General features: G+C 68.0%; 17 protein-coding genes. 12 read left to right on the forward strand and 5 right to left on the reverse strand.

Translation table 11 applies throughout. The annotated features are described in order from the left end of the window. Position 1 precedes the first annotated feature (1 nt). Genes ACFCV3_RS23245 through ACFCV3_RS23255 form a run of 3 tightly spaced genes read right to left on the reverse strand, consistent with a single transcriptional unit; the run spans position 2 to position 2,914 of the window. The gene (locus tag ACFCV3_RS23245) at positions 2-916 is read right to left on the reverse strand and encodes an alpha/beta fold hydrolase (RefSeq protein ID WP_376032994.1); all 915 of its coding nucleotides are present in this window, start codon (positions 914-916) and stop codon (positions 2-4) included. Next, a complete protein-coding gene (locus ACFCV3_RS23250) occupies positions 888-2,024 on the reverse strand; it encodes a saccharopine dehydrogenase family protein (RefSeq protein WP_376032995.1) in 1,137 nt (378 codons plus the stop codon). The genes ACFCV3_RS23245 and ACFCV3_RS23250 overlap by 29 nt, the downstream gene beginning before the upstream one ends. Further along, positions 2,021-2,914: an SDR family oxidoreductase gene (locus ACFCV3_RS23255; protein WP_165952530.1), complete on the reverse strand. Its 894-nt coding sequence runs from the start codon at positions 2,912-2,914 to the stop codon at positions 2,021-2,023. Before ACFCV3_RS23255 ends, ACFCV3_RS23250 begins: the two co-directional genes overlap by 4 nt. An 81-nt stretch (positions 2,915-2,995) precedes the next feature. On the opposite strand from ACFCV3_RS23255, the gene ACFCV3_RS23260 reads away from it, so the two are divergent. The 4 genes from ACFCV3_RS23260 (at position 2,996) to ACFCV3_RS23275 (ending at position 8,072) form a co-directional block, all read left to right on the forward strand. Then, positions 2,996-3,610 carry a TetR/AcrR family transcriptional regulator gene (locus ACFCV3_RS23260; protein ID WP_376032996.1) on the forward strand — a complete coding sequence of 205 codons (615 nt, stop codon included), beginning with the start codon at positions 2,996-2,998 and terminating at the stop codon, positions 3,608-3,610. A gap of 313 nt (positions 3,611-3,923) precedes the next feature. Beyond that, entirely contained in the window at positions 3,924-4,727 is an 804-nt protein-coding gene (locus ACFCV3_RS23265) for an exodeoxyribonuclease III (protein WP_376032998.1), read from the forward strand. A gap of 40 nt (positions 4,728-4,767) precedes the next feature. After that, positions 4,768-6,855 (forward strand): S9 family peptidase, encoded by a 2,088-nt coding sequence (locus ACFCV3_RS23270; protein ID WP_376033000.1) that lies wholly within the window; start codon positions 4,768-4,770, stop codon positions 6,853-6,855. 257 nt (positions 6,856-7,112) lie between these two features. Beyond that, positions 7,113-8,072 (forward strand): RNA polymerase sigma factor RpoD/SigA, encoded by a 960-nt coding sequence (locus ACFCV3_RS23275; RefSeq protein WP_132414024.1) that lies wholly within the window; start codon positions 7,113-7,115, stop codon positions 8,070-8,072. A gap of 76 nt (positions 8,073-8,148) precedes the next feature. Here ACFCV3_RS23275 and ACFCV3_RS23280 read toward each other — a convergent pair whose 3' ends face one another. Both ACFCV3_RS23280 and ACFCV3_RS23285 read right to left on the reverse strand, forming a co-directional pair. After that, positions 8,149-8,847, reverse strand: a complete 699-nt coding sequence (locus tag ACFCV3_RS23280; RefSeq protein WP_376033002.1) for an HAD family hydrolase — start codon at positions 8,845-8,847, stop codon at positions 8,149-8,151. A 43-nt stretch (positions 8,848-8,890) separates the two neighbouring features. Beyond that, positions 8,891-10,168, reverse strand: coding sequence for a lysostaphin resistance A-like protein (locus ACFCV3_RS23285; protein WP_376033004.1), 1,278 nt, complete (start codon positions 10,166-10,168; stop codon positions 8,891-8,893). Positions 10,169-10,265: 97 nt separating this feature from the next. Between ACFCV3_RS23285 and ACFCV3_RS23290 the strand changes: the two genes are divergently transcribed. The 8 genes from ACFCV3_RS23290 (at position 10,266) to ACFCV3_RS23325 (ending at position 17,055) form a co-directional block, all read left to right on the forward strand. Further along, positions 10,266-11,231: a Dyp-type peroxidase gene (locus tag ACFCV3_RS23290; protein ID WP_376033006.1), complete on the forward strand. Its 966-nt coding sequence runs from the start codon at positions 10,266-10,268 to the stop codon at positions 11,229-11,231. Between the two features lie 32 nt (positions 11,232-11,263). After that, positions 11,264-11,740 carry a hypothetical protein gene (locus ACFCV3_RS23295; RefSeq protein ID WP_376033008.1) on the forward strand — a complete coding sequence of 159 codons (477 nt, stop codon included), beginning with the start codon at positions 11,264-11,266 and terminating at the stop codon, positions 11,738-11,740. Positions 11,741-11,992: 252 nt separating this feature from the next. Then, the gene (locus ACFCV3_RS23300) at positions 11,993-13,561 is read left to right on the forward strand and encodes an ATP-dependent DNA ligase (RefSeq protein WP_376033010.1); all 1,569 of its coding nucleotides are present in this window, start codon (positions 11,993-11,995) and stop codon (positions 13,559-13,561) included. Further along, the gene (locus ACFCV3_RS23305) at positions 13,554-14,234 is read left to right on the forward strand and encodes a class I SAM-dependent methyltransferase (RefSeq protein WP_376033012.1); all 681 of its coding nucleotides are present in this window, start codon (positions 13,554-13,556) and stop codon (positions 14,232-14,234) included. Before ACFCV3_RS23300 ends, ACFCV3_RS23305 begins: the two co-directional genes overlap by 8 nt. Before the next feature lie 17 nt (positions 14,235-14,251). Next, positions 14,252-15,121: a phosphotransferase gene (locus tag ACFCV3_RS23310; protein WP_376033014.1), complete on the forward strand. Its 870-nt coding sequence runs from the start codon at positions 14,252-14,254 to the stop codon at positions 15,119-15,121. Between the two features lie 25 nt (positions 15,122-15,146). Then, the gene (locus ACFCV3_RS23315) at positions 15,147-15,815 is read left to right on the forward strand and encodes an alpha/beta fold hydrolase (RefSeq protein WP_376033016.1); all 669 of its coding nucleotides are present in this window, start codon (positions 15,147-15,149) and stop codon (positions 15,813-15,815) included. A gap of 2 nt (positions 15,816-15,817) precedes the next feature. After that, a complete protein-coding gene (locus ACFCV3_RS23320) occupies positions 15,818-16,141 on the forward strand; it encodes a YciI family protein (RefSeq protein WP_376033018.1) in 324 nt (107 codons plus the stop codon). Positions 16,142-16,185: 44 nt separating this feature from the next. Next, complete coding sequence (locus ACFCV3_RS23325) at positions 16,186-17,055, forward strand: helix-turn-helix domain-containing protein (protein ID WP_376033020.1); 870 nt, start codon at positions 16,186-16,188, stop codon at positions 17,053-17,055. Positions 17,056-17,057 lie beyond the last annotated feature (2 nt).

Genomic DNA, 17,057 nt, shown 5'->3' on the forward strand with positions numbered 1-17,057 from the left:
TTCAGCGTGCCAGCTCCCGGGTGTGCTCGAGCACCAGCCGCGCGACAAGTCCGGGATCATTCCGGGGCATCCAGTGGCCGCCCCTGACCACCTTGACCGTGAGGTTGGGGGCCCAGCGCGCGATGTCGGTCTGCAGCGGCGTGCTCACGAACACGTCGTTCTCCGGAGACACGGCCAGCACGGGTACGTCGGTGGTCCGTTCTCCTGGCCTGATCATCCGCGGGAACACGTTCTCGCGATACAGGTTCAGCCCGTTCACGTAGTCCCCCAGAGAGCGCTCTCCGGTGGCTGACGGAAGGCCGTCGGCCGACCGCTCGAGCCGGGCGAAGACCCGGTGCGCCCAGCCTCGCTTCCAGCCGTTCTCCGGCAACCAGGGCAGGTGGAAGTAGTAGATGTACCAGGAGTGCAGCAACTGCCGGATCACGTCGCGGACCGGGCGGTGCCGGCGGATGAAGAACCCGGCGTGATCCAGCGACGGCCCCGAGATCGAGACGAACGATTCGATCCGTCCGCGCATGCGTTCACTCGTGACGAAATGCCACGCCTGGATGGAACCCCAGTCGTGCGCGAGCAGATGCACCGGCTGCTCCGGAGACACCGCCTCGAGTACGGCGCGGAAGTCGTCCTCCAACCGATCCAGGTGGTACGCCGATCGCTCCCGCGGCTGACCCGATTCGCCGGCCCCGCGCACGTCGTACGTGACAACCCGGAATGCGCCTGCCAGCTCGCGGGCCACCGGCTCCCACAACCGCGCGTTGTCCGGGTACCCGTGCACACACACCAGCACGGGCAGGTCGTCGCGCTGCCAGCCGTTGCAATCATCACGAGGGAAAGCTTCGGCGGCGTCGGGCGCGTAGTCGTAGTACGCGATTCGGGTGCCGTCGTTGCTAGTAGTCGCTTGTGCTGAGGGTCGCAAAGGTCATCCCTGCTTTCACCAGACGTGAACGCAACGCCGGACCCATCGCCGCAGCAGTAGTGGTCTGGCCGGCCGTCTCCGGAAGATCGTCCAGAGCAAGACAGAGAGCGCTCTCTCCGAGCATCTTGGCGGTCTCGTCGTACCCGGGGTCTCCCCCGGCCACCTCGGTGATCACCTGCTTGCCACCACCGCGGCCGACGAAACGCACCTTGAACCACGACTTCGCCCGCAGCTCGGGACTCGGTCCGTCCCCCGGCGACAACCGCTTGAGCAACGCCTTCCGCGCCGGCGGGATCTGCGCGGCGGTCGCGAGCAACGCGGCCGCACCGATGCCTCCGGCAACCATCGGCAGCCGCTTGAACGCCGCATAGTGCGCGTACCGGAAGTCAGGTCCGTAGCTGTCGAGCAGCCGGCCCGAGTAGCCGACGATCTGCGGATCCACGGTCGGCAGCGGCACCACCCAGAAACCCTGCTGCCGATGGATCCGTCCGGCGACCGCCCGCGCCCGCCGCCCTTCCGGCCGGGACTCGGCACGCTTGCGGGCGTTGTGCGCGTCCAGGTTCTGCTTCGGTCGTGAGAACGCCGTGATCGCGGTATGGAACGTGCCACCCGAAGGCCGGCCACCGGCCCGCAACAGACCGTCGACCGTGATCGGCACCCGCTCCGGCAACTGCTCGACCGTGAACTGCACACCCAGGTCGTACGGGATCGAGTCGAACCCACACGCATGGATGATCCGGGCTCCGGTCTGAAGAGCGCGTTGGTGGTACTTCACGTACATCCGGTCCACGAACTCCGGCTCACCGGTCAGATCCAGGTAGTCCGTCCCAGCCTCCGCACAAGCGGCCACCAGCAGTTCGCCGTACTGGATGTAGGGACCGACCGTGGTCACCACGAGCCTGGTCGACTCCGCGAGCGCCTTGAGCGACGCCGGGTCCGTCACATCAGCGATCAGCACGTCCTTGCCGAACGGCTCCAGCTTCGCGCGGTTCCGCCCGGCCACCGCCCACTTCAGCTCCGCAGGCGCGTTCTTCTGCAGGTACTCCGCGGTGAGTGCTCCGGTGAAGCCACTCGCACCGAGCAGGACGACGTCGTACTGACGGCTCATCGCCCGGTGGCCTTCGCGGTGTCGGCCTTGCCGCCGGCACCCGAGGCACGCGTCGACACGGAAGCGCCACGAGCCTCGATGTCGGCCAGCGCCGCCCGGTCCGCCTTCGGCACGCTGAAGCGCGACCCCACCTCGATCACGTGCGGGATCAGCCAGCGGAACACCTTCAGTACGCCGATCCACTCGGGCACGTGCACAGTCCGCTTCCGGCGCTTGATGCCGTCGGTGAACTTCTGTACGGCGAACTCCAGCGGATACACCTTGCTCGCCAGCGGGATCCCGGTCCGCACCTTGCCGAACACCGGGTGGTCATCCACTCCACGCACCATGTCGGTGTCCACGAAGGTCATGTGCGCAACGCCGACTCGCACGCCCAGGTGCTTGAGCTCGGGCCGCAGCGTGTCTCCCATCGCCTCCACACCGGCCTTCGCCACGTTGTACGACGCCAGGCCCGGGATGTGCACGACCGCAGCCAGCGACGAGACCAGCAGCAGGTATCCCTTGCTCTCCAGCAGGTAGGGCAGTGTGAGGTGCACTGTGCGCCACACGCCGTACAGGTCGACGTCCAGCACGCGCTCCCACACGGCGGGATCCATGCTGCGGGTGAAGCCCGGCGCTGCGATACCGGCGTTCGCCATCACGACGTCGATCCGGCCGTACCGCGCGTGGACGGATTCGATCGCCGTACGGAGCGACTCGGTGTCGGTGACGTCAGCCTCCCACCACCCCGCGTCCGGGCCACAGTCCTCGGCCACCTGCTTCAGCTCGTCCGGCTCCAGGCCGATCAGCGCGAGCTTGGCACCGTCCTTCGCGAGGCTCCGGGCCACTGCGGCACCGATCCCGCGGGACGCTCCGGTGATGAGGACAACCTGTCCGGGCAGCGGTCGCATCTGTGTTCCTCCGGCTCTAGCTGTTGAGTGGATACTCAACAGTAAGTGCTTATTGACCCAAGACTCAATAGACTGGCCGCTATGACCCAGACCTCGTCCGCTCGGCTGCGCCCCGACGAACGGCGCGCACAGATCCTGGAAGCCGCCCGCCGGGTGCTGCTGGCCGACCCGCACCGCGAGCTCACCGTCGAGCTGGTCGCCGCCGAGGCGAAGGTCTCCCCTGCCCTGCTGTTCCACTACTTCGGCTCGAAGAAGAAGTTCCAGTACGCCGTGATCGAGGAAGCCGCGGCCGAGATCCTGCTCCGCACCGCCCCCGACCAGTCGCTGCCCCCGGCCGAGCAACTCCGCTCCGGGATCCGCGCCTTCGTCCGCGCAGTCCTCGAAGCGCCACAGCTCTACCGCGCCACCCTGCTGATGTCGGCCGCCGGAGACCCCGACGTCCGCAAGCTGCACTCCGACCTCCGCGGTGTCTTCAGCACCTGGGTGATCGGCGCCGTCCGCGAGACCGGCGTCGACGTCACCCCGGTCGTCGAGCTCGCCTGCCTCGGCTGGCAGGGGTACGTCGAACAGACCCTGCTGCTGTGGATCGAGGACGCCACCATCTCGGCCGCCGACCTGGAACACCTGATCGAGCGCTCCCTCGACGCCATCCTCTCCACCACCCACCCCGACCCCGACCGCCCATCGGGGGCGTGAACAAGAACTGGTGAGCGTGGACAAGGTATGACCTGTTCACACCCACCACTTACTGTCCCCGGCCACCAGTTGTGGCCGGGGCGGTGGTTCGGCGTGGGACCTGGGGCGGCGGCTGGAAGGCGGGGGTGTGGACAGGACACGGTGGGTGTGAACAAGGCATTACCTGTTCAAACCCCCTGCGGGGTGGGTAGACCCACGGGATGTGGCGGGGATCGGGGTGGCCCCACGGGATGTGGCGGGATCGGGTGTCCCACGGGAGCGGGTTTGCGTGCCGGAAGCGGGCTCAGGGGCCCATTCGGGCTAGGGTTTCCGGGTGCTGACGGTCGCTACGGTGAATGTGAACGGGATCAGAGCCGCCTACCGCCGCGGGATGGCGCCCTGGCTGGAGCAGACCGATCCGGATCTGCTGCTGATGCAGGAGGTCCGGGCGACCGACGAGGTCCTGCGTGATCACCTCGGTGGCGACTGGAACATCGCGCATGCCGAGCCCGCGCTCGACGGTCACAAGGGTCGCGCCGGAGTTGCGGTCGCGAGCCGGCGGCCGATCAAGGACCAGCGGATCGACATCGGTACGGCGCGGTTCGCCGATACCGGGCGCTGGGTCGAAGCGGACGTCGTACTGGACGACGGGTCGACGCTGACCGCCGTGAGCACGTATGTCTTCACCGGCGAGTTCGAAACGCCGCCGCGGCAGGAGGAGAAGTACGCGTTCCTGGACGCGATCACGGCCCGGCTCACCGAGCTGCGCGCCGACGGCCGGCACGTCCTGATGTGCGGCGACCTGAACATCGCCCACCGTGAGGAAGACCTCAAGGCCTGGAAGGCGAACCGCAAGAAGAGCGGCTTCCTGCCCGAGGAGCGGGCCTGGATGGATCGTTTGTTCGAGGCCGGCTGGGTCGACCTCGGCCGCCGCTTCGGTGGTGACGGTCCCGGCCCTTATTCCTGGTGGTCCTGGCGCGGAAAGGCCTTCGACAACGACGCCGGCTGGCGCATCGACTACCAGATCGCCTCCCCCGGCCTGGCCGGCCTCGCCACCGGCTGCGAGATCCACCGCGCACCGACGTACGCCGAGCGCTGGAGCGACCACGCGCCGGTCGTCGCGACGTACGACGTTTAGCCGCCTGCGCGCCGACGCGGAGGCGGGTAGTCTCGCCCGCATGTCCGAGTTGAACGCGATCGCACCGCAGCCCCCTGTCGCCGCCCGCAAGCCGATTGAACGCAGTCATCACGGCGACACGTTCGTCGACGACTACGAGTGGTTGCGGGACAAGACCAACGACGAGGTACTCGACTACCTCCGGGCCGAGAACGAGTACACCGAGGCCCGGACGGCGCACCTCGTTTCGTTGCGGGAGGCAATCTTCACCGAGATCTCGGACCGCACCCTGCAGACCGACCTGAGCGTGCCGGCCCGGCGCGGCGAGTACTGGTACTACGCCCGCACGGTCGAAGGCAGCCAGTACGGCATCCACTGCCGGGTCAAGGTGAACGGCGACGAGCCGCCGGCCCTGGATGCGGAGATCGCCGGCGAAGAGGTGCTGCTCGACGGGAACCTTGTCGCGGGCGACTCGGAGTTCTTCTCGCTCGGTACCGTCGACGTCTCCCCCAACGGGCAGCTGCTCGCGTACTCCGTCGATCTCAAGGGTGACGAGCGGTTCACGCTGCGGATCAAGGACCTGAGCACCGGCGAACTGCTGGCCGACGAGCTGCCGGAGGTGCACTACGGCTCGGCGTGGTCGGCCGACGGTTCGACGATCTTCTACACGAAGGTCGACGACGCGTGGCGTCCGCACCAGATCTGGCGGCACACGCTCGGCGCGACCGACGACGTACTGGTGCTCGAAGAGCCGGACGAGCGGTTCTGGGTCGGCGTCGACCTGACCCGCAACGAGCAGGCGATCATGATCGCGCTCGGCAGCAAGCTGACCAGCGAGGTCTACCTGCTCGACGCCAACGACCCGACCGGCGAGCTCAAGATCGTCGCACCGCGGCGCGAGGGCGTCGAGTACGACGTCGAGCACGCCGGCGACCAACTGCTGATCACCCACAACGCCGACGCCGCGAACTTCTCGCTGGCCACGGCGACACTGGATGCACCCGGTGAGTGGACGACCATCATCGAGGGCGACGACACCAGCCGGTTGCTCGGCGCCGACGCGTTCGCCGATCACGTCATCCTGTACCGCCGCCGGGACGCGCTGACCGAGCTCGCGATCATGCGCCGTACCGAGGACGGCTTCGGCGCCCCCGAAGCGCTCGAGTTCGACGAGCCGATCTACACGGTCTCCCCCGGCCGCAACGACGAATGGAACGACACCCGGTACCGGTTCGGCTACACCTCACTGGTGACACCAGGTACGACGTACGACGTCGACATCGCGACCGGTGAGCGGCGACTGCTCAAGCAGCAGCCTGTGCTCGGTGGCGTCGATCTGAGCGCCTACACGCAGTACCGCGAGTGGGCCACCGCACCCGACGGCACCAAGGTGCCGGTCTCGCTGGTCGCACGCAAAGACGTCGCCAAGGACGGCAACGCGCCCGTCGTGCTGTACGGGTACGGCTCCTACGAGAGCTCGATGGACCCGTGGTTCTCGATCCCGCGGCTGTCGCTGCTCGACCGCGGTGTGGTGTTCGCGATCGCGCATGTGCGCGGCGGTGGCGAGCTGGGCCGGCACTGGTACGACAACGGCAAGACGCTCACCAAGCGGAACACGTTCACCGACTTCATCGCGGCGGCCGAGCACCTCGTGCAGGACGGCTGGACGCGTCCGGAGCGGATCGTCGCGCAGGGTGGCAGCGCCGGTGGCCTGCTCATGGGCGCGGTCGCGAACCTGGCCCCCCAGGCGTTCGGCGGCATTGTCGCCGAGGTTCCGTTCGTGGATGCGCTGACCACCATTCTCGACCCGTCGCTGCCGCTGACGGTGATCGAGTGGGAGGAATGGGGTAACCCGCTCGAGGACCCCGCGGTCTACGAGTACATGAAGTCCTACTCGCCGTACGAGAACGTCACCGCGCAGCAGTACCCGCGCATCCTCGCGATCACCAGCCTGAACGACACCCGGGTGTTCTACGTCGAGCCGGCGAAATGGGTGGCGAAACTCCGGTCCACCGCCGCCGGGGAGGTCGACGTACTGCTGAAGACCGAGATGGAAGCCGGCCACGGCGGCCGCAGCGGCCGGTACGACGCCTGGCGCGAGGTCGCCTTCAGCCTCGCCTGGGAGCTGGACACCCTCGGTCTGGCCTAGTTCCGCGGGAACAACTGCCTGATCCGGTGTGTTGTGCAACACATTCAGCACGCCGGATCCGCCGTTTTCTGGACGAATTCTCAGTCTTTTCGGCGGCGAGTCTGCCGAAGGTGCTGCGATGACGGCCTGCGGGTACCGGATGACGGGGTGAGCGGCGCTGGGAACTCTCAGGGAAAGTTCAGGGAGTTTACACACTGCCGTGGAATCTTGAACCTCACTCGAGCGTTGCTCTCCATGTAACGACGAAGGGAGTTTCGGTGGCTCGCACGACTCGTGTCCGCAGCACGGACGACGGTATCGACGGCAAGGACAGTGTTGGTCTGTATCTCGAGGAGATCGCCCGCACTCCGTTGCTGACGGCTGAAGAAGAGGTCGAGCTCGCTGAGACGGTCGAGGCAGGACTCCTCGCGGAGCAACTGCTGGCCGAGGGGCGGGTTGGACGAAAGAAGGGCGGAGCGCCCAAATATGCCACGGAGGAGGAGCTGGAGTGGCTGGCGGAGGAAGGCCAGCGCGCCCAGCAGCGGTTCGTGACCGCGAACCTCCGCCTGGTCGTGTCGATCGCGCGCCGCTACGGGCGGTCCCAGATGCCGCTGCTGGACCTGGTCCAGGAAGGCAACACGGGACTGATCCGCGCGGTGGAGAAGTTCGACTACCGCAAGGGATTCAAGTTCTCGACGTACGCGACCTGGTGGGTGCGGCAGGCCATCACCCGCGGTATCGCGCAGCAGGCCCGAGTGGTCCGGCTGCCGGTGCACGTGGTGGAGCAGCTGAACCAGATCGGGTCGGCCCGGCGGACGCTGGAGCGCAAGCTCGGGCGTGAGCCGGAGGTCGAAGAGATCGCGGCGGAGCTGGACCTGGACGAGGAGCGGGTGAGCGAACTCATCCGGATCGGCCGGGACCACATCAGCCTGGACAACCCGATCGACGACGAGGGTGAGACCTCGCTGGGTGACCTGATCGCGGCCGAGACCGCGCCGGGCCCCGACCAGCTGGTCGCGGACGCGTCCGACCGGTCAGGCTTGTTCAGCCTGGTCGATCAGCTCGATCCGCGGTCGGCCGACGTGATCCGGCGCCGGTACGGGCTGCACGACGGCCGGCAGGCCAAACTCGCCGACATCGGCGCCGTGCACGGCATCTCCGCCGAGCGCGTCCGCCAGATCGAGCGCGAGGCGCTGGGTCGGCTGCGGCTGATGGCCGACCCGACACTGGCCGCGTAGCTGATCGCCTACTGATACCCCGAAACCCCTCCGAAGGACCCCCGAGCCGCCCTCCCGGCCCGGGGGTCCTTCTCGTTCAGTTCCAGCTGTCGATCAGTGGGAGCAGCTCGGCCAGCTTGTGCACAGTGGCGTCCGGCGTCCCCTCGGTGTGACCGATCTGGTTGGCCGGAATCGCGCTGTGCGGGATGTGCGCGGCGCGCATGCCGACGTTCTGAGCACCCCAGACGTCGTCGAAGAGCCTGTCGCCGACAAACAGGCAGGTCGCGGGATCAGCCGCCCCGACCGCCTTCATCGCCGCGTTGAAGGCCTCCGGGTGCGGCTTCGTGTACGGGATCTCACTCGTGTAGACCGCGCCGTCCAGCAGCTCGAGGACGCCGTCCCGGGCGAAGATCTCCTCGTGCCGCCGGCGCGACCAGATCGTGTTCGACAGCACGCCGATCTTCAGCCCGCGCTCCCGCAGACCGTGCAGCGTCTCCAGCGCGTCCGGCTCGAGGATGGTGTGCGGATGCCAACCACGCTCGTACGCCGCGTGCGCAGCCTCGGTCATCTCGATCTCGGCCAGCAGGCACACCTCCTCGAGGGTGCTGCTCAGATGCTGATCGCGGGACCGCATCCAGATCGTGTGCTCCGCGTCCACCAGACGCTTCGCCACCTCATCGGCACGCTCCTCGTCGATCAGCACCGCCACCGACCGCCACAACGCGGGCAGGTCGACGTCGTGCCAGGTCGCCAGCGTGCCACCCCAGTCGAACAGAACAGCCTCGATCTTCTTCACGCCGGCAACCCTGTCAGACGACGCCGACAGTTCGCTTCTGGTTTTAGCTGACCCGGGCAATCTGCTGGCGTTTCGCCAGCCAGACCACGGAAAACACCACGATCGCGAGCGCCGGGATGTCGGACAGCAGGATCGTCCACGGCGCGCCGCCCTGCTCGGACCAGTCGTCGAGACCGCCGGTGGCGGCCGGCAACAGGAACGCGAACAGGTTGTTCAGCACGTGCAGCGCGATCGCGGCCTCCAGTCCCCCGGTCCGCACCGTGAGCCACGCAGCCGCTCCCGCGAACAGCAGGATGTCGGCCATCGCCCAACCGGTGTAGCCGTGCACCGAAGCGAACGCGATCGCACTGATCACGATCCCCGGCCAGGGCGACCGGAACAGCACCCGGGCCCAGCGCGCGCGGCCTTCCACGCTGTCGGGCCCATAGGCACCGACGGCCTGGATCAGCCAGCCGCGGAAGATGAACTCCTCGGCGGCCGCCTGGAACGGGACCAGGAGCACGATGATGATCAGCGGTACGACGAACTTCGCGAAGCCGACCCAGGCCCCGTCGTCGACCGTGGACTGGTCCGGCGGCACGATCTGGTCGACGAGAAGCCCGAACGCGGTACCGGCGACCACATAGAGGAGTGCGGGCAGACAGCACCACGCGAGCCAGCGCCAGCGGATCTTGTTCAGGACAGAGGCGACGCTCCAGGCCGGTCTGCGCTGGATCAGCCAGGCGGCGAGGAGGACGAGTGGCGTCAGGACGCCCAGCAGCACCAGGTTCAGTGCCAGGTCCTCGTTCGTGTTACCGAAGATCTCCGCGCCGGTGGTGCCCTCCAACGCGGGCATCTCGCCACCGAACAGCAGATGGAAGACCAGCCACAGCACGAAGACGATGATCGATACGGCGAACACCCCGCCGCCCAGTGCGAGACTGCCGACCACGGGTCGCCACGCGGCGTGCTTCGGGGTCCGCGCCAGCCGGTGGAACGGCGTACCGGCCGGGGCAGGGATCACCCGCGGTTCTTTGACCATCGGGTAGTGCTGCTGCCAGGGCTGTGGCTGCCCCATCGGGTAGCCCGGAGGCGGCTGCTGCTGGTAGCCGGGAGGAACCGGGTACCCCTGCGGGGGCTGCGGATAGCCCTGCGGCGGTGGCGGGTAGCCCTGCGCCGGCGGGTAGTTCTGCGGGGGCGGTGGGTAGCCCTGCGCCGGCGGATAGTTCTGCGGCGGCGGTGGGTAGCCCGGGTAGGGCTGCTGAGCCGGGGGCGGCGGGTACTGCCCCGGCGGTGCCTGGGGCGAATCCTCGGGGCGCGGCTCGCCTGAGTGCGGGTGCATGCAAGGACTCTAGAAGATCGACCCAAGACAGGTAGACCGGATCCGGGCTGTAAGGATGGTCCGGACTTGCCAAGGCGAACGGTAGGAGAGCGCTGTGGTGACTGACCCAACTGCCGGACCAGCGGCGACGACGCGGGCGCTGCCGCAGTCGGTGCTGACGCCGCTGACCGGTTCGGCCATCTTCCTGGTGGTGCGGATCGAGTACGGCGGCGAGGCGGCTGCCCGTGATCTGCTGGAGCGGGTCAGCGGGCTGACCAGGTCCGTCGGCTTCCGGGTCCCGGCCGGCGCGCTGTCGTGTGTGACGAGTATCGGCTCGGATGCGTGGGACCGCCTCTTCAGCGGACCGCGACCGGCCGAGCTGCATCCGTTCGTCGAGCTGCAGGGCGCGACGCACCGAGCGGTCTCCACTCCGGGCGATCTGCTGTTCCACATCCGTGCCGGACACCTCGACCAGTGCTTCGAGCTCGCCCGCCAGATCATGAACGTGCTCGGTGACGCCGCGACCGTCGTCGACGAGGTGCACGGCTTCAAGTACTTCGAGATGCGTGACCTGCTCGGGTTCGTCGACGGCACCGAGAATCCGGCCGGCCGCGAGGCGGAGGACGCCGTACTGATCGGTGCCGAGGATCCGGAGTTCGCCGGTGGCAGTTATGTGATCGTGCAGAAGTACCTGCACGACCTGAAGGCCTGGAACACGCTGACCACCGAGCAGCAGGAGCTCGCGATCGGGCGGACCAAACTCGACGACATCGAGCTGGACGACGACACCAAGCCGAGCAACGCGCACATCGTGCTCAACGTGATCGAGGATGCCGACGGCAACGAACTGCAGATCCTGCGGGACAACATGCCGTTCGGGCAGATCGGCACCGAGGAGTTCGGCACCTACTTCATCGGCTACGCCAAGTCGCCGGCAGTGACCGAGCTGATGCTGCGGCGGATGTTCATCGGCGAGCCCGAGGGCAACCACGACCGGATCCTCGACTTCTCCACCGCCGTCACCGGCACCCTCTTCTTCACGCCGTCCGGCAACTTCCTGGACGATCTCCCGCCGATGCCCTGAAAACTGGGATCGAGGAGGTACTCGCAGTGCCCATGAACGAGCTGACAGCTCTCCTGGCACCACCGGACGGCTCGTCCTCGAACGTCGACTGGTTGACGGTCGAGGACGAGTGGAAGGTCAGGTTCCCGGAGGACTACGTGGCTTTCGTCGAGGCGTACGGTCTCGCGACGATCGACGAGTTCTTGACGATCGAGGTGCCGTTCGGGCCCGAACGCGCCGCAATGGCCGAGGCGTCCCAGTCCGCGACTGACGACTTCCGGGAGGGTCACCCTGGGGAGTCGCTCCGGATGGTGCTCTGGGGTTCGACGATCGGTGGGGTCCGGTTCTGCTGGGGCGTGGACGGGGACCGGCTCGACGGGAACTCGGTACACGTCTGGAACTTCGACGAGTGGACCAGGCACGAGCGGGACTTCTCGGGCTTCGTGGCGGCGCTCCTGCGAGGCGAGATCGACGAATACAAGATCGACGCCTTGCTCCCGCCGGTGCAGGTGAAGCCGGAACCGGCGTAGGACAACGGGAAGCAGGCCCGGCCGCCCGGGCAGCGTGGTGACGGGATCCGCCCCACCGGCACGCTCTTCTTCACCCCGTCCGACGACTTCCTGGACGATCCCCCGCCGCTCCCCTGACCCCGCTCACCAGAACGGATATCCGCTCGTGTTGCCCCTTCTCACCCCCGTGTGAGACCGGAGAAGGGGCAAGACGGACGGATATCCGTCCGTGTTGTCGCGGTGCGGTGGTCGGGGCGGGAAAGTGTCGGTGGGATGGGTGAGACTGAGGGCATGTTGCTCACCGAGGTGGTTCAGACCTCGGCCGCGCTGGCCGGTACCAGATCGCGGCTGAAGAAGGCCGAGTTCATCGCCGCGCTGCTCGCGCAGGCGACCGATCCGGTCGACACCGAGATCGTGGTGACCTACCTGTCCGGCGAGCTGCGCCAGCGCCGGACGGGTGTTGGCTGGCGGACGTTGATGGACGCTCCGCCCCCAGCCACAGAGCCCTCGCTGACCGTCGAGGCGGTCGACCGGGCGTTCGGTGAGCTCGCAGTGATGTCCGGCGCCGGGTCACAGGCCCGGCGTCGCGAGGCGGTCGATGCGTTGTTCGGTCAGGCGACCGAGGCCGAGCAGACCTTCCTGCGGCTGCTGGTGGGCGGCGAGCTGCGGCAGGGTGCGCTGGACGGCGTGATGGCCGACGCAGTGGCGCGAGCGACGGGGATCCCGTTGGACAAGATCCGCGCTGCCACGATGCTGCGCGGATCGGCGGCTCCGGTGGCGGTCGCCGTGCTGACCGAGGGCGAGGCAGGGCTCGCACAGTTCGGCTTGCAGGTGGGGCGCGGTGTGCAGCCGATGCTGGCTCAGTCCGCGACCAGCGTCGCGGAGGCCTTCGCCAAGACTGGGACGCCGGCAGCGCTCGAGTGGAAGCTGGACGGAATCCGGATCCAGGTGCACCGCAACGGTGATGAGGTCGTCGTCTACACGCGGACGCTCGACGACATCACTGCGCGGGTTCCCGAGGTCGTGACCGCTGTGCTCGAGCTGGACGCCCAGCAGGTCGTTCTCGATGGCGAGCTGATCGCCCTGCGACCGGACGGGCGGCCGGAGGCGTTCCAGGTGACCGGCTCCCGGACAGCCACCCGGGCGGCGACCGGTCCGGAGTCGGTGCCACTCACGCCGTACTTCTTCGACATCCTGCATCAGGACGGGCAGGATCTGCTGGGCCTCGAGAGCACCGAGCGGCACGAGTGGCTGAGCAAACTGATCCCACCCGAGCGCCGCATCCCCCGACTGGTGACGGACGATCCGGAGGAAGGTCAAGCCTTCTTCCAGGACGCGGTACGGCGGGGGCACGAGGGCGTGATGGTGAAGTCGCTGACCGTCCCCTACGAGGCCGGTCGGCGCGGCTCGGGCTGGGTGAAGGTCAAGCAGACCCACACCCTCGACCTCCTGGTGCTGGCCGCTGAGTGGGGCCACGGCCGCCGTACCGGCTGGCTGTCGAACCTGCACCTCGGCGCCCGGGACGAGACGACCGGCGAGTTCGTCATGCTCGGCAAGACGTTCAAGGGCCTGACCGACGAGCTGCTGCGGTGGCAGACCGAGCGCTTCCAGGAGCTGGCCGAGCGGCAGGATTCGTACACGGTCTATGTGCGGCCGGAGGTCGTCGTCGAGATCGCCTTCGACGGTGTGCAGACCTCGCCGCGCTATCCCGCGGGTATGGCGCTGCGGTTCGCCCGCGTGTTGCGGTATCGCGAGGACAAAACGCCGGACCAGGTCGATACGGTACAGACAGTGCGCGCGATCCACGAGGGCACGAACGGAGTGGGTGAGACCGATGAGTGAAGAAGACCCGGACCTGGCGTCGCGGCGGATCGCCCACGAGTCACTGACCCGTGACGACCCGACCGGCTGGTTCGAGAACCTGTACTCCGCTGCCGCCGACGGTGCGGCCGTCGTGCCCTGGGATCGCGGCACCGCCAACCCGCTGCTCACCGAGTGGTTCGAAGCCTCCGAACCCAACGGCACCAGCAAGACCGCAGTAGTCATCGGCGCCGGCACCGGCTGGGACGCCGAGCTGGTCGCCGACCGCGGCTACCAGACCACCGCGTTCGACATCTCCCCCACTGCCGTCGAGACCGCACAACGCAACCACCCCGACTCGCAAGCGCAGTATGTCGTCGCCGATCTGTTCAACCAGCCGGCCGAGTGGCAGCACGCCTTCGACCTGGTCGTCGAGATCTACACCGTCCAAGCCTTGCCGATCGCGCTGCAAGCCACCGCGATCCAGAAGGTCGGTGAGCTCGTAGCCCCTGGCGGCACCCTCGTCGTCATCGCCTCAGCCCGAGCCGAAGGTCAACCTGATGCTGAGGTCGAGGGCCCGCCCTGGCCCTTGACCAAGGCAACCATCAGATCCTTCGCCTCCGCCCCCGACCTCCGCCTGATCGAGCTCGACGAGTCCCCGAGCCCCAGCAATCCGACCGCCACCCGCTGGCGGGCGGAGTTCCTCCGCGACTGATCGGTTAGCGTCGGAGCATGACCTCTGCCTGGAGCCGAGTCGCCCGTCTCGATGTTGGGCGGGTGGTCGAGGAGGTCGCGGAACGGAGCGGCGTACGGCTCGAGGTCGACGGGTTGTGCTCCGGTGGCGAGGTCGGCGCGGCTTATGTCCGCTGGGACGACGGGCGCCGGTCGGTTCTGAAGTGGCGACCAGGCACTGGTCTGGAGGAGTTTCAGGCGGGTCCGCTGGCTGTGTCCGAAGCAGCTCGGCTGGCTGGGTTGCCGGTGCCGCGGACGGAGCTGGCGGTGCAGCTGGGGTCGGCTGTGGCCACCGTGCAGGAGTTGTTGCCTGGAGCACCTATTGCGGCGCTGGACGAGAACCTTCTGGACCAGGCTCTCGCGGTCAACGAGCAGCTGCGGTTCCTGCTCACCGGCGACCCGACGGTTCCAGGTCTCAACCTCTACCTGACCTTCGACGGGCCTGGCTTCTGCCTCCACAGCCCCTTGAGAGCACACGACCGCCGTACGGCGCGGCTCGACGACTGGATCACCGCGGTCGGCGCCGACCACCCTGGCCCGTTGCGCGGTGACGACGCCGTACACGTCGACTTCCATCCCGGCAATCTGCTCGCGGTCGACGGCAAGCTCACCGGCATCATCGACTGGGACGGCGCCGGCCGCGGCGATCACCGCCTCGATCTCGTCACCCTCCGCTTCGGCCTGCACGGTGGCCGGCCGGACCCGGCTGTCGTCGCGCGGCTCGACGCGATCCTCGACGAGATCCCGCCGGACATCCTCCGCCCACTGTGGGCGCACATGAGCCTGCGAATGACCGACTGGGCCATCCGCCATTTCACCCCGGCCGACGTCGACCACTGGAGGGCCCTCGCCGAATCCCGGAGCGACTGACCAACGCCCTGCCTAGGATGACCCGGTGAAGTTCGTACTCGTGCCGGGCGGCTGGCAGGGCGGTTGGGTCTTCGACGAGGTAGCGGCACAACTGCGCCGCGACGGTCACCAGGTCGAGGCGGTGACACTTGGCGGGCTGGACGCTCCGACCGAGGCCGATCGTCCGCCGAACCTCGACGACCACATCGACCAGGTCGCCGAACTGATCGAACGCAGCGACGACGGACCTCTCGCCCTCTGCGGCCACAGCTACGCCGGACTGGTGATCGCCGGGGTCGCGGACCGTCTCGGCGACCGCCTGGATCACCTCGTCTTCATCGACGCCTATGTCCCCGGCGACGGCGATTCGTGCTGGTCGCTGACCAGCGACGCCTTCCGGCAGCTGTTCATCGACGGCGTCGGCGCCGATGGTCGATGGGTGACAGTCCCGGCCGGCCTCGACCCTCGCGCACGACCGCACCCGATGGCCAGCTTCGTCCAGTCGATCCGGCTCACCAACGCCAAGAGCGCACCGAGTCGCACCTACATCAGCGGCGGCGCCTGGCCGGGCAGCCCGTTCATCGAACTCACCGAACGCCTCCGCGGCGACCCGGCCTGGCAGGTGCACGAGATCCCCGTCGGCCACAACATCGCCCGCCGCGACCCCGACAGCCTGGCGGCCGTCCTCGCCACCCTCAAACCCCACAGGAGTTGAGCATGCAGTTTCTGGTTTCCGTCATCGACGACAAGGACAACCCCGGCAGCACGGACCGAATGCCTGCCATCAGCGAGTTCAACGAGCGGCTGATCACCGACGGCTACTGGGTCTTCGCAGGCGGGCTCGCCGACACCAACTCCGCCACCGTCATCGACAACCGCGGCGAGCAGGCCCTGTTCAGCGACGGCCCCTTTGTGGAATCGAAGGAGTACCTGGCCGGTGTCTGGGTCTGGGAGGCACCCGACCTGGAGACCGCACTCAGGCTCGCCACCGAGGCCTCGAAGGTCTGCGACCGCAAGATCGAGGTCCGTCCCTTCCAGTGAGCCACCGCTAGAACATATGTTCGATAGTACTGTAGAGTGGCCTCATGGCGGGGCAAGGTGTAGTGGGGCCGACGGCCTTGCGGATGATGCTTGGGAGTCATCTGCGGCGGCTGCGTGAGCGGGCGGGAGTGAGCCGGACCGATGCCGGGTGGGCGATCCGGGCGTCGGAGTCCAAGATCAGCCGACTGGAGCTCGGCCGCGTCGGCTTCAAGGAGCGCGATGTCGAGGATCTGCTGAGTCTGTACGGCGTGAGCGAGGCGCGCGAGCGTGACCGTCTGCTCGAGCTGGCTCGTGAAGCCAACAACCGCGGTTGGTGGCATCGGTACGGCGACGTCACGCCGGACTGGTTCGACGCCTACCTCGGGCTGGAGGCGGCTGCGGAGCTGATCCGGACCTACGAGATCCAGTTCGTCCCTGGCCTGCTGCAAACGGCGGAGTATGCGCGTGCGGTCGCGCGGCTGACCGGGGTTTCTCGTGGTGACGAAGAGATCGAGCGGGTTGTCGCGTTGCGGACCCGGCGGCAGCGGGTGCTGGATCGCGAGCCGCCGCTCAAGCTCTGGGCCGTGGTCGAGGAGGCGGTGTTGCGCCGGCCGATCGGCGGCGCCGACGTCCTCCGCCAGCAGCTGAATGCACTGCGCGACGCCGCGCATCGCCCCAACGTCACCTTGCAGATCATCCCGATCGGCAGCCCCGGCCATGCCGCTACCGGTGGTGCCTTCAGTTTGCTGCGGTTCCCGCAGCACGACCTGCCCGACGTCGTCTACCTGGAGCATCTGACCAGCGCGCTCTATCTGGACAAGCGCGACGATGTCGAGACCTACACCCACGCCCTCGATCTGCTCGCATCCACCAGTCCCCCGCCCCAACAGACCGACGCCCACCTCGCGGCCTTGGTCGACAGCCTCAACCACTGAGC

Source organism: Kribbella sp. NPDC056345 (genome assembly GCF_042262745.1).
Lineage (GTDB): Bacteria > Actinomycetota > Actinomycetes > Propionibacteriales > Kribbellaceae > Kribbella.

What these genes read in the sequence shown, in the direction of transcription:
- ACFCV3_RS23285 (WP_376033004.1), bottom strand. Translation starts at nt 10,168, where the DNA reads ATGCACCCGCACTCAGGCGAGCCGCGCCCCGAGGATTCGCCCCAGGCA.
- ACFCV3_RS23300 (WP_376033010.1), top strand. Translation starts at nt 11,993, where the DNA reads ATGGGTGAGACTGAGGGCATGTTGCTCACCGAGGTGGTTCAGACCTCG.
- ACFCV3_RS23310 (WP_376033014.1), top strand. Translation starts at nt 14,252, where the DNA reads ATGACCTCTGCCTGGAGCCGAGTCGCCCGTCTCGATGTTGGGCGGGTG.
- ACFCV3_RS23295 (WP_376033008.1), top strand. Translation starts at nt 11,264, where the DNA reads ATGAACGAGCTGACAGCTCTCCTGGCACCACCGGACGGCTCGTCCTCG.
- ACFCV3_RS23325 (WP_376033020.1), top strand. Translation starts at nt 16,186, where the DNA reads ATGGCGGGGCAAGGTGTAGTGGGGCCGACGGCCTTGCGGATGATGCTT.
- ACFCV3_RS23320 (WP_376033018.1), top strand. Translation starts at nt 15,818, where the DNA reads ATGCAGTTTCTGGTTTCCGTCATCGACGACAAGGACAACCCCGGCAGC.
- ACFCV3_RS23260 (WP_376032996.1), top strand. Translation starts at nt 2,996, where the DNA reads ATGACCCAGACCTCGTCCGCTCGGCTGCGCCCCGACGAACGGCGCGCA.
- ACFCV3_RS23305 (WP_376033012.1), top strand. Translation starts at nt 13,554, where the DNA reads ATGAGTGAAGAAGACCCGGACCTGGCGTCGCGGCGGATCGCCCACGAG.
- ACFCV3_RS23270 (WP_376033000.1), top strand. Translation starts at nt 4,768, where the DNA reads ATGTCCGAGTTGAACGCGATCGCACCGCAGCCCCCTGTCGCCGCCCGC.
- ACFCV3_RS23250 (WP_376032995.1), bottom strand. Translation starts at nt 2,024, where the DNA reads ATGAGCCGTCAGTACGACGTCGTCCTGCTCGGTGCGAGTGGCTTCACC.
- ACFCV3_RS23255 (WP_165952530.1), bottom strand. Translation starts at nt 2,914, where the DNA reads ATGCGACCGCTGCCCGGACAGGTTGTCCTCATCACCGGAGCGTCCCGC.